The sequence below is a fragment of the Holospora obtusa F1 genome, assembly GCF_000469665.2.
Classification (GTDB): Bacteria; Pseudomonadota; Alphaproteobacteria; order Holosporales; family Holosporaceae; genus Holospora; species Holospora obtusa.
This window is the reverse complement of the sequence record NZ_AWTR02000085.1, coordinates 1-12,182: the sequence shown is the minus strand read 5'-3', so window position 1 is coordinate 12,182 and position 12,182 is coordinate 1. Positions and strand designations below refer to the sequence as shown.

The 12,182-nt window shown below is 36.2% G+C and carries 11 protein-coding genes and 1 pseudogene; 3 read left to right on the top strand and 9 right to left on the bottom strand.

Annotated elements, in window-relative coordinates:
- Positions 1 to 162: 162 nt before the first annotated feature.
- From rpoB to secG, 8 genes are all read right to left on the bottom strand, one after another.
- A complete protein-coding gene (gene rpoB, locus P618_RS05220; protein WP_021826778.1) occupies positions 163 to 4,305 on the bottom strand; it encodes a DNA-directed RNA polymerase subunit beta in 4,143 nt (1,380 codons plus the stop codon).
- A 194-nt stretch (positions 4,306 to 4,499) separates the two neighbouring features.
- Positions 4,500 to 4,877 carry a 50S ribosomal protein L7/L12 gene (rplL, locus tag P618_RS05215; protein ID WP_021826777.1) on the bottom strand — a complete coding sequence of 126 codons (378 nt, stop codon included), beginning with the start codon at positions 4,875 to 4,877 and terminating at the stop codon, positions 4,500 to 4,502.
- Positions 4,878 to 4,901: 24 nt separating this feature from the next.
- Positions 4,902 to 5,414 carry a 50S ribosomal protein L10 gene (gene rplJ, locus P618_RS05210; RefSeq protein ID WP_021826776.1) on the bottom strand — a complete coding sequence of 171 codons (513 nt, stop codon included), beginning with the start codon at positions 5,412 to 5,414 and terminating at the stop codon, positions 4,902 to 4,904.
- 73 nt (positions 5,415 to 5,487) lie between these two features.
- Positions 5,488 to 6,198, bottom strand: a complete 711-nt coding sequence (gene rplA / locus P618_RS05205; RefSeq protein ID WP_021826775.1) for a 50S ribosomal protein L1 — start codon at positions 6,196 to 6,198, stop codon at positions 5,488 to 5,490.
- A 4-nt stretch (positions 6,199 to 6,202) separates the two neighbouring features.
- Positions 6,203 to 6,658 carry a 50S ribosomal protein L11 gene (rplK, locus tag P618_RS05200; protein ID WP_021826774.1) on the bottom strand — a complete coding sequence of 152 codons (456 nt, stop codon included), beginning with the start codon at positions 6,656 to 6,658 and terminating at the stop codon, positions 6,203 to 6,205.
- 3 nt (positions 6,659 to 6,661) lie between these two features.
- Positions 6,662 to 7,204, bottom strand: coding sequence for a transcription termination/antitermination protein NusG (gene nusG, locus P618_RS05195; RefSeq protein WP_021826773.1), 543 nt, complete (start codon positions 7,202 to 7,204; stop codon positions 6,662 to 6,664).
- The gene (secE, locus tag P618_RS09545; RefSeq protein ID WP_021826772.1) at positions 7,197 to 7,403 is read right to left on the bottom strand and encodes a preprotein translocase subunit SecE; all 207 of its coding nucleotides are present in this window, start codon (positions 7,401 to 7,403) and stop codon (positions 7,197 to 7,199) included. The genes nusG and secE overlap by 8 nt, the downstream gene beginning before the upstream one ends.
- A 119-nt stretch (positions 7,404 to 7,522) precedes the next feature.
- The gene (gene secG / locus P618_RS05185) at positions 7,523 to 7,813 is read right to left on the bottom strand and encodes a preprotein translocase subunit SecG (protein WP_021826771.1); all 291 of its coding nucleotides are present in this window, start codon (positions 7,811 to 7,813) and stop codon (positions 7,523 to 7,525) included.
- Positions 7,814 to 8,611: 798 nt separating this feature from the next.
- Here secG and P618_RS05180 point away from each other — a divergent pair.
- Genes P618_RS05180 through P618_RS05170 form a run of 3 tightly spaced genes read left to right on the top strand, consistent with a single transcriptional unit; the run spans position 8,612 to position 11,589 of the window.
- On the top strand, positions 8,612 to 9,589 hold the full coding sequence (locus P618_RS05180) for an NAD-dependent epimerase/dehydratase family protein (protein ID WP_021826770.1): 978 nt from the start codon (positions 8,612 to 8,614) through the stop codon (positions 9,587 to 9,589).
- Positions 9,590 to 9,591: 2 nt separating this feature from the next.
- The gene (locus tag P618_RS05175) at positions 9,592 to 10,851 is read left to right on the top strand and encodes a nucleotide sugar dehydrogenase (RefSeq protein ID WP_021826769.1); all 1,260 of its coding nucleotides are present in this window, start codon (positions 9,592 to 9,594) and stop codon (positions 10,849 to 10,851) included.
- A gap of 15 nt (positions 10,852 to 10,866) precedes the next feature.
- Positions 10,867 to 11,589, top strand: a complete 723-nt coding sequence (locus P618_RS05170) for a diacylglycerol kinase catalytic domain-containing protein (protein WP_021826768.1) — start codon at positions 10,867 to 10,869, stop codon at positions 11,587 to 11,589.
- Between the two features lie 476 nt (positions 11,590 to 12,065).
- Here the strand turns inward: P618_RS05170 and P618_RS09540 are convergent.
- A pseudogene (locus P618_RS09540) lies at positions 12,066 to 12,182 on the bottom strand (IS701 family transposase); the annotation flags it as partial.

Sequence of the window (12,182 nt, the reverse complement as noted above, 5' to 3'; positions counted from 1 at the left end):
ATCTTGATACGTTTGCGCAGTTAACGGTATTGCCATTACTGGAGTTTCTTCATCTTTTTTTGTATCTGTTTTTTCTGCTTCACAAGAATCCTCTAAAGAACACTCTTGTTCCATTGCCCAAAACTCAGGTTGTTTTTCTATATTCATCAATAACTTTCCCCTTTATGCCGCAGAACATCCTATTACATCTTTTTGCACATACTCCACGTTTAAACACAACGTACGAAGCTCTTTGACTAAAACATTAAAAGACTCTGGAAGCGTAGACACAGAAGATTCCATGTTTTTAATAATAGATTTAAACATTGCCATTCTTCCCTCTAAATCATCAGACTTAACAGTAATCATCTCTGCAAGAATTTTAGCTGCTCCATAAGCTTGTAAAGCCCACACTTCCATTTCTCCAAATCTTTGACCTCCAAATTGAGATTTCCCCCCCAAAGGTTGTTGCGTGACCAACCCATAAGGGCCAACAGAACGTGCGTGAATTTTATCATCGACTAAGTGATCGAGCTTTAACATATACATAATGCCCACTGTTACAGGACGATCAAAAGGTTCCCCCGTTTTTCCGTCATAAAGACGTTCTTGCCCCGAAGAATGAAGTCCCAAAGACTGAAATAATTCTTCAATATCCGAAACTTTAGCTCCTTCAAATACAGGGGTAGCCATTGGCATTCCTTTTCGTGTTCCGTCAGCCAACTTCATCAAAGACTCTAAAGGCATTTCCTGAATTTTTTGTACTAAATCCTGTTTTTTATACACTTCACAAAGCCCATTTTTTAAATGAAGCTCACCTTCTGAAGGTGTCATAAACACCGCTTGTTTTAAAAATTCGTTCACCTTTTTACCAAAATTCAAAGAAGCCCATCCCAAATGTGTTTCTAACGTTTGCCCTACATTCATACGAGAAGGAAGACCTAAAGAATTCAAAACAACGTCGACAGGAGTCCCATCTTCTAGGTACGGCATATCTTCTTGGGGTACTATAACGGAAACTACACCTTTATTTCCGTGTCGACCAGCCATTTTATCACCTGGTTGAAGTTTCCGTTTCACTGCTAAAAATACTTTAACAATTTTCAAAACACCGGCAGGTAACTCGTCTCCACGACTAACGCGCCCAACTTTTTGTTCGCACTGCTCTTCAAGTTCCTTAACATTTTCTGTATATTTTTTTCGCAACAACTCTAATTGCTCTCCCTCTGGACTTCTTGGATCTAAAGAAAATTTTCTCCATCTCCCAGCTTCTATTTCTGGAGTCCATAAGCACTTTTCAATACCTAAACGATTTTGATACTTAAAAATAAGATCTTGAGTATTTTTTTTCATAATTCGCTCAAGAAGCTCTTTTTCAACGTCTTTTTCCTGGATTAATCGCGATATTTTTTGCTGCTCAATAATTAAAGCGCGTTCATCTTTTTCTACTCCAGCGCGACAAAAAATCTGAACATCACACACAACTCCTCTCATCCCAGAAGGCACACGCAAGGAACTATCCTTAACATCTGAAGCTTTATCTGCAAAAATTGCTCTCAATAATTTTTCTTCAGAGCTCAACGTCGTTTCTGCACGTGGGCTAACTTTTCCAACTAAAATATCTCCTGGCTCTACTTCTCTTCCAATATGAATAATCCCAGATTGATCTAAACGAGCCAACATTTCCTCGGGAACACCGGGAACATCTATAGTAATTTCTTCTGCGCCTAACTTTGTATCCCTCACGATCACTTCTAACTCTTCAATGTGCAGAGTAGTAAAAGCGTCTTCCTTAATTAAACGATTCGAAATAATAATAGAATCTTCGAATCCATATCCGTACCATGGCATAAAAGCAACAAGCACGTTACTCCCCAACGCAAGCTCACCTTGATCCATAGCGCATCCATCTGCGATGATACTTCCTTCCATAACTTTTTGCCCTACCATCACTACAGGTTTTTGATGGATGCAAGTCCCGGAATTTGAACGTCTGAACTTAGTTAATTTATAAATATCAATTAATGAATCTTCTTCTTGCGTGTCTGGAATAATAACAATGCGTCTAGCATCAACACTATCAACGATTCCGCTACGTTTTGCGTGAATAATTGCGCCAGAATCTCTTGCTACCAAAGCCTCTAATCCTGTCCCTATCAATGGAGCCTGACTTTTCATTAACGGAACAGCTTGGCGTTGCATGTTAGACCCCATCAACGCACGATTTGCATCATTATTTTCTAAAAATGGAATCAAAGCTGCAGCTACGGAAACAATTTGTTTAGGTGAAACATCAATAAAATTCACATCTTTTACAGGAACTAAAACATACTCTCCTGCTTTTCTAGTTCTAACCAAAGGTCCTTTTAAATAACCATGTTCATCCAAATCTGCATCAGGCTGAGCTACGTAGGCATCTTCTTCTTCCATCACAGAAACATAAACAACGTCTTGAGTAACGCGGCCGTCTATTACACGTCTATACGGAGTCTCTAAAAAGCCGTATTTGTTTACGCGAGCATAAACGGCCATAGAATTAATCAACCCAATGTTACCCCCTTCTGGAGTTTCAACAGGACAAATACGCCCATGTTGACTTGGGTTAACATCACGAACATCAATACCTGCTCGCTCTTTAGTTAATCCTCCTGGCCCCAAAGCAGATAACCTTCTTTTATGATTTACAGAAGAAAGAGGATTGGTTTGATCCATAAATTGAGACAACTGAGATGTTCCAAAAAATTCTTTAATCACCGATGAAATTGCGCGTGCATTAACAAAATCGTTAGGCATCGCTTGATCTAAATCAATAGCATTCATTCTTTCACGAATTCCACGTTGCATACGCAATAATCCAGAACGATATTGAGCTTCCAGTAGCTCCCCTACAGAACGAACTCGACGATTCCCTAAACTATCAATATCATCAATGAAACCTTTTCCATCTTTCAACTCTAAAAGATATCGAATGATTTCAATAAAATCTTCTTTACACAAACAAGTCTGATTAAGAGAAGATGTTAGACGCGACAAACGAGCATTCATTTTTAATCGCCCAACTTCAGCTAAACTGTATCTTTCCGGATTAAAAAATAAATTTTGAAAAAATGTATACATAATTTCCAATGTAGCATTTTCTCCCGGACGTAAAATACTGTAAATTTCTTCCAACGCATCCTTGCGAGATACATTTTTATCTGCTAACAATGTATTACATAGGGGAGCGCTATTACTGATATGATCTAACGAAAGAACCTGAAGTTCCGCACAAAAATTATGCAAAATTTTTTCCAAAAGTTCCTTGGTTATTTCTTCCCCGGCTTGTCCCAACCGCTCTCCTGTGTCTGAAGAAAATAGATCTGTAGCAAGACATCGTCCAATAATTTGAGTTATTTCTGCTCTTATACTTTTGACCTGTCGTTTTTGTAAAGAAGATAGAACTCTTTGAGTTAACCTCTCCCCCATACGAACAACGACCTCACCTGAATCCGCATCAACAAGATCTTGAGTTAAAATAACGTTATGCCAACCTTTTGGGTTGAAATCGCATACCCATTCTCCATTATTAAACACCCAGCGTTCTACTTCATAAAAACGATGTAAAATTTCACTTCGAGACATTCCTGGAATTAACCACGGATCTTGATCATCTTCATCTGCTTTGTTATCTGATGCTAAAGCCATCATTAACGTAGTCGCTAAAAATTTACGCTTACGATCAATGCGAACATACAACAAATCTTTTGGGCTAAACTCAAAATCAATCCAAGCCCCTTGAAAAGGAATAACGCGTGCTACATAATTCTTAACACCATGCGTACTAGAATCCTTATCAAAAAACACGCCTGGAGATCTTTGTATTTGAGAAACGACAACGCGCTCCACACCATTAATAATAAACGTACCTTCTGGAGTCATAATAGGTACATCTCCTAAATACGTATCTTGCTCTTTTACTTCCTTTACTTCCTGCCTTCCTTCTATCGTCTCAAACAAAGTCAAACGAAGATGCACTTTCAAAGAAGACGCGTAAGTCAATCCTTTTTGACGAACTTCATCGATATCAAATTTACAAGGCTCCACAACGTAATAATCTAAATCAAGTTGAGCACGCTCTGAAAAATCCTGTATAGGAAAAAAGCTCATCAAGGCACTTTGAAGACCTTCTCGCTTTCTCTGATTCCAAGGAACATCTTTTTGCAAAAAATCATCATAAGACTGCTTTTGTAGCTCTATCAAACTAGGAATTTCCATAAACTCTGGAAAACGAGAAAAACCGTACCGAAGCCGCTTCGGAGCTAAACCAAACGCCCCATGGTCTACCATAACCTCTCTCCTAAAGTAAACAAACTAAAACTTTTCACTTTTGCTATATTGGATGTATTGAAATATAAAAAACTAAAAAATTTAATTTTATTAAAACATTTTTTAAACACAACATATCCACGCATAAAGTCACCCCTCCCTTTCGTCAGCACAACGCCATAAGAGGGATACGTTTCTATCTAAAAACAACCTGATTATTCTACAGAAACAACAGCGCCAATATCCTTAAATTTTTGAGCAATTTTATCTGAATCTGCTTTAGAAATCCCTTCTTTGATCACAAAACCAGGAGTCTCAGCAGCAGCTTTCGCTTCTCCTAATCCAAGCCCCGTAAGAGCACGAATTTCTTTAATAACTTCTAATTTTTTGGATCCAACTTCCTTCAAAGTTACTTTAAACTCTGTCTGTTCCTCAACAGCTCCCCCAGAAGGAACTGCTCCTGGCGCAACCATCGCCACAGGAGCAGCTGCAGAAACTCCCCAATGAGATTCTAATTCTTTTACCAAAGCCGAGACTTCTAAAATGGTAAGCGTGTCTAATTGCTCACGAATTTGTAATAATTTTGCATCCATAATCTAAAAACTCCCTGTTCAAATTTAATTTGATTCTTTTTTTTGATGAGCATCTAAAACCGTTACAATACTTTTCGACGGAGCTTGAAGAACTGAAAGAAACTTTCCTCCAACTGCATTGAAAAGACATAACAATTTTGCCCGCAATTCCCCTAAAGATGGTAAAGACGATAATTCCAAGATCTCTTTCTGAGAAAGAAAAACACCATCCAAACGCCCCAAAATTATTTGAAAACGCTCTTTTTGCTCTTTAGAAAAATCAACAGAAACTCTGGATAAAGAAACCGGGTCTTCTGAAAGAAGCACCGCAGTAGAAAAACGAAAAGCTTTCAAAAATTCCACATCTTCCCCTAACGCTTTTTTTGCTAGTGTATTTTTCACTACTTCAATCGTCCCCCCAACTTCTCGAACTTTTCTTCGAAACCCAGAGATAGATTTTGCGTTCAACCCAGAATGCGTAACAACTAGCATACACGAACTCTGGCATACACTCTTACGCAAACGCTCAACACAATCTTTTTTAGCTAAACGATTCATGTAACCTCCAAACCATGCACGTAATCAACGTACAGTAAATCACGATTTTATATTTAACACAAGTCCATTAGTGTTAAATCTTAATCCACAAACAAAATCCCATTGTACTAGAAATTCCTTTTTTCTTTATAAACTCACCCTTGCTTTCAGAAGGACGTAATTTTTGCAAAGCTTGATAGACGTGCAAAAAATTTTCTTCTAGAGCACTTGATAAAAAGCTCAATTTTCCCATCAGCCCATGAACAATACCTGCTTTCTCTGCCCTAACCTCAACTTGCCCAAACTTAGCATTTTTTACCGCTTGTTTTACATCTTTTGTAACGGTATTCGTTTTTACGGTCGGCATTAGACCACGAGGCCCCAAAATTCTTCCCAACGTCCCTACTTCTGCCATCAAATTTGGTGTAGCAATACAAAAATCAAAATCAATTCTTCCCTTTTTAACTTCTTCAACCAAATCTGATCCCCCAACAATATCTGCTCCCGCTGCTCGAGCTTCCTGGGCATCTCCGTGTTCAGCAAAAACAGCAACACGTACAATTTTTCCCGTTCCATGCGGCAAAGGAATTAATGTACGAATAGACTGATCACTTTTCGCAGTATTAACATTGCACTTAAACACAAACTCAACGCTTGAATCGAACTTCACTCCGCCATTTCCAATTTTACCTCTATCCTGAAGTAATTGAATAGCATCAGGAAGAGAATAAAAACCATGAAAATCGATACCTTCATCTCTAAGTTGCAACCGCCTTGTTTTATTTCGTTTCATAATTTTTCCCATTTACTTAATCTTTAATTTGAATCCCCAAAGATCGCGCAGACCCTTCTAGAGTGCGCGCCGCAGAAGCAATATCATATGCATTCATATCGTCTATTTTAAAACTTGCGATCTCTTCAAGTTTCGCACGACTTAACGTTGCAATAGGACTCCCTTTTCCAGTAGAACTACTTCCTTTTGAAACTCCAGCTGCTTTTTTTAACAAATAACTCGCAACTGGCTTAGTAACACGAAAATCAAATTTTCTATCTGCATACACATCTATCAATACTTTTACCGGAGCACCCTTTTCAAGATGCTCAGTTTTAGCGTTAAACGACTTGCAAAACTCTTGAATATTTAATCCGTGCTGCCCTAAAGCAGGCCCAACGGGCGGTTTTGGAGTCGCTTCTCCTGCCCCTATTTTTAAACGAATCGTTTTAACAGGAACCTTTTTTTTAGATTCTTTTGATACTACAGCCATTTATTACTCCTCAATAATCTCAACTTGATCAAACCCCAAATCTACTGCTGTTAGTCTCCCCAAAATAGAAATAGACACCTTAACACGTTGTTTCAGAAGATCCTTAGACTCAATCATCCCTTCCATTGCAGAAAACAATCCACCAGAAATTTTTATAATCTGTCCAACCTCTAACGTACGAGGAACAGAAGAAGGAGAAACTTCTTGACTAGCTTGATGAAGCATTTTTTCAACTTCCTCGTCACTTAAGCATTGAGGACCAGAATCGTTCCCAAGAAAACCAAGAACCCGTGAAGTGTTCCTAATTACATCGCTTAAAGAATCTGTCAAAATCAACCGTACAAAAACATACCCAGGAAAAAGTTTCTCGTTTATTTGTTGACGCACACCTCGACGCACGACTTCTATTTTTTTAGATACTACCAGTGTCTGATAAATATCTTTCCACAACCCAGCGTCTTTTAACTGCTTTTCCACCTCTAAGGCGATCGAAGTTTCTGCATTTGAAATAACACGCAAAATATACCAACGAAGCGCGTTATTCATACCCATACCCCAATCCCCAACGCAACAAAAATATAATAGTCTGGTCAACTACCAGAAAAAAAATAGAAAAAACAACCGCGAGAACAAAAACAATGATTGAGTTAAAAATAACCTCACCACGTTTTGGCCACTCGACTCGCTTGACTTCAGCAAATACACTCAACAGAAAACCGCGAGCCTGCTTATACAAACCTAGCATTTTTGAACTGTTTTCATTTCTTAGCTTTCAGATTAAAGGATTTTTTTTTGCACGTCAAGTCTGATAATATATTTTTATTCAAAAATGTGATCCTATATAAAGTTAAAAAAAATACATTATCATTTTTTTTCTATTTTTTTATCTAAAACCTTTTTTTCACTACCATCACTCTCTATATTTTTCACCTTACTTACTTTTGATTCCAATCGAACTAAAGTCGCCATTAATAAGCAATCTCCCATAAAAATTGCCCCAAGAATCACGGTAAGTTTTGTAAACACACTATCCCCCCCGCCCGAACCTCGAAGAGCAACGCTTTCTGAACCAAAATCTTCACCTTTTTGTAACAAAATAATTCCTACCATAAACATGGTGACAATAATGTGAAAAATCATTAAGACAACAATCATATTACATCTCTTTATTTTTTTCTTTCTGAAAAGAATACAAGATTTTTCTTAAAGAGTAAATACTTTTTCTTCTCTTAAAAAATTAATGATGCCCCCCAAATGTTTTTCTTAAAAACAATTCCTGTTAAAAACGTCCCATCTAATGAGGAAAATCTCACTATACATTCAGTAAAATTCAAATCAATTCGATGAAAAACAATGTAGCAATTAACAAAGATTAATTATTCAGAGTGAAAAAAATAAGAGCAAAATAAATATCTAAAACAATGTGTGATAAAGGAAAAACGAGGTGTACGCTTTAACAAATTATCGATTAAAAAAAAATTAATTACCCTATATATGAGAGAAATCATATAATAAAAACGACAAAAATTCATTCTAAATTTTTGTAATGAAGCTTACGTAAATCATATTTTAAAGAAACAAGGAACGAAAAAACACTTCAAGTGGTTATCTTTTTGCAAAACATAAGTAGTACCATAAAAACCGAAAACTTAAATTAACACAAGACAAATTTCCCTATCTAAAAAAATTCAAAAAGATTTTATGTGAAAAAAACTTACGAAAGAGGTTTAAAAATCCGCTCTTTACCAATGTGTTGAAGATTTTATTCACAAAACTAATTGATTACTAATTAAGTCAGGACTGATTCCAAACCAAAGCACTCCTTTTAATTTTTCAATTTAAAATGACAATTCGGAAAACGTTGTTTTTAATTTCTGATTCAGAATTGATATTCTTGAATTATTTTTTTATGATATCATTAACACCCAATTGTTTTTTTAAACAGGAAAAGGTATGAATCAATTTTTGATTACCGGAGCCGCAGGATTTATTGGATTTCACGCAGCACTAGCTTTATTAAAGCAAAAAAAAGACAGTGTCATTCTGGGAATCGACAATCTGAATGCGTATTACGATGTGGAGCTCAAAAAAAAAAGACTGTCTCAACTTTTGAATTACCCTAATTTTGTGTTTTACCCTTACGATATTTCTTGCGAACAGGATATGAGTCGTTTGAGCGCTCAACATCCTGACGTAACGCATGTGCTTCATTTTGCAGCACAGGCAGGTGTACGTCATGGGTTAACTCACCCCATGGACTATGCAAAAACAAATCTTTTGGGTTTTGTGAACATGACGGAGTTATGTCGTCATTGGAAAAAAGTAGAACATTTTTTGTACGCCAGCAGTTCTTCTGTTTATGGAGGAAATACTCAGTATCCGTTTTCCGTTCAAGACCCTGTACGCCATCCCTTATCCTTGTATGCTGCAACCAAGCAAAGTAATGAGCTGATTGCTTATGCCTATCATCATGCCTTTCAAATGTCTTGTACAGCCTTACGCTTTTTTACTGTATATGGACCATGGGGAAGACCGGATATGGCAATTTTTTTATTTACAAAAGCATTATTCGAAAATACATCTCTAACTTTATTTAACAAAGGAAATATGTGGCGCAGTTTCACCTTTATTGACGATATTATAGAGGGCATCCTACGCATCTTAATGAATCCTCTTCCCCCCTCTCCTTTTTACCAAATATTCAATTTGGGAAGCAAAAATATTTACAGCATTAAAGAAGTTTTAGAGATATTAGAACAATTAACACAAAGAAAAGCTCATATTCAACAAGAACCCGCACATATTATGGATGTTCCAAAAACTCAGGCAGGACTAGAACATCAAGATTTAGTTTTCGAAACAAAAACATCCTTGCTATCGGGGCTAGAACAATTTGTCACCTGGTATAAACAATTTTATTTAGGAGAGTAACTATGCTATTTAATCATCGCCCTTCTATTGGAGTTATTGGTCTTGGATACGTGGGGTTACCGCTGGCTGTAGAGCTTTCCCTTTTTTTTGATGTTGTGGGATTCGATATTTCTCTTTCTCGTATCCAAGAATTAAAACAAGGACAAGACAGAACTTTAGAAGTTTCAAAAAAAAGATTACAAGAAGGTCAGGTAAGATTTTCTAATGATCCACAATCGCTTTCGGAACAATCACTTTATATCGTTACCGTTCCTACTCCAATCGATCAAAATTCAGAACCTGATCTAAGTTTGTTAAAACATGCGTGTCAAACTCTTGCATCTATGGTGCGTTCTGGGAATATTATTATTTTTGAAAGTACCGTATATCCTGGAGTAAGTGAAGAATTATGCGGAAAATGGCTAGAAGAAAAAAGTGGGCTTCGGTGTGGGGTAGATTTTTTTCTTGGATATTCTCCTGAGCGGGTTAATCCAGGAGATCAGCAACACACGCTATCTAATGTAACAAAAGTGATCGCAGGGCAAACTCCTGAAGTTTCCGATATTATGAGTTACGTGTACGGAAAAATTAATGAAAACAATATTTTTGTAGCAAAAAATATAAAAGTCGCTGAAGCAGCAAAAGTTCTGGAAAATACTCAAAGAGATATAAATATTGCATGCATTAACGAGATGGCTCAAATCTGTAGCGCTGCAGGTATATCCGTATATGATGTACTAGAAGCTGCAGAAACAAAATGGAATTTTTTATCTTTTCGCCCAGGATTGGTAGGGGGGCACTGTATCGGTGTTGATCCTTATTATCTTGCATTTTTTGCAAAACAGAACTCAATATCATCTAAAGTTATTTTGGCGGGACGTCATATTAACGAAGAAATGACTAAAATGATGAGTAAAAAAATTAAGAACATTCCGAAAAAAAGTCGCCTAGCTGTTCTTGGATTGACATTTAAAGAAGGAGTTCCTGATTTGCGTAACAGTAAAGCAGTAGAGGTCGTTCAAACGCTTCAAATAGACTATCAAGTGGAGGTATTTGATCCGTATGCCTTACCAGCTGAAGTAGAAAATATTTTAGAAATTCCGCTTAAATCTAACTTTACTCCACCTTATGACGCTGTTGTGCTCCTTGTACCTCATCTTTTATACGCACAAATGAATTTTTCTCAAATCACTTCATTGCTCAAACAAGAAGGATATGTGTTTGATATCAAAGGAGTATGGAGATCTTTTGATTGGAAAAATTTTAAATATTGGACACTTTAGGATTTGAATTAAAACATGCATAAATCAAGTTCTCAAGAAATACATTTTTTAGCGCGCCCCGATTTAGAAGCACATTTGAAGCATTATATTCAATATTGGGGACAGTGCCCCCTAGAATACTGTAAAGTGATTACAGTGCTTGGAGGAGATGGTTTTATGTTAAGCGCTCTTAGTCAGTATTGGACATTCGGAAAACCGTTTTATGGACTAAAATTTGGAAATGTTGGTCATTTGATGAATGAAGAACCCTTGATAGAAAATTTAGAATTGCTCGTTGAAAATGCTACTCCCTTTTATTATCTTCCTCTTTCAGTAGAGATAGAAAATTTATCTTTTTTGGCATTTAATGATGTGTGCTTGTATCGTCAACGGTACCAAGCTTTAAAATTTAAGATCACAATTGATACGGTGACGATGCCCTCTTTATTGACGGGAGACGGTATACTATGCTCGTCAATTTTAGGAAAATCAGCATATTACGCTTCTTCTGATGGAATTCCGTTTGATATTCCCCATACTTTGGGAGTACGCCCACTAAATTGTTCTTCTTTAACAAATTGGAAAGGGACGACTCTTTTTCCTTCTCAAACATTAATTGTAGAGCTGTTTCAACCAGAAACAAGGCCGGTCATCTTAGGCTGGGATGGAAAAGATCAGGTATTAGAACCAAACTATAAAATTATAAAAATACGTACCAAACAAAATAAACATATAACTTTATTAAAAAATTTATTCTAAATAAAGCATAAAATTAAGCTCCAGTAAAATAAATTTGAATTTATGAACAGGCAGCTCATTTAAGAAAAAATACTAGCCTTATATAGTCAAGATTTTCAAAAAAAAATTATAGAGCGCGTAAATAAAAAACAAGACGATAGGTCAATATTCACGTTAGAGATCGTGGTAAATTGTATACTTTTTTAAAATTTTTTTTGATGCGCAAACTACTATTTAATTAAGTCTAGATAAGGTTAATATTCTCTGTGCGCAAAAGCTTTGCAATAAGAACGACTGATATAAATATCAATATTAGACCTCTTGGGAAACGATCATTATGCTCAGTCTAAATATAAATCCAAATCTTTTTTCTCTATTTTTGCATCATGGCTCTTATTTTGCACAACATTATCTTGATATTAAATATAAGCCTGCGATCTTAGAACTTGTAGTCAAAGATATTTATAGTAAGACAATAGAACTCTAATAAGCTCATCTTACGTAGCACCTTTCAAAATTTGAAGTTCATTGAACATTAAAACATTGGCTTTTAACAATAGTTTTTGTTTTATTGCAAAATGATTCAATGAGGTTTTCACTTTCAATAATTTTAA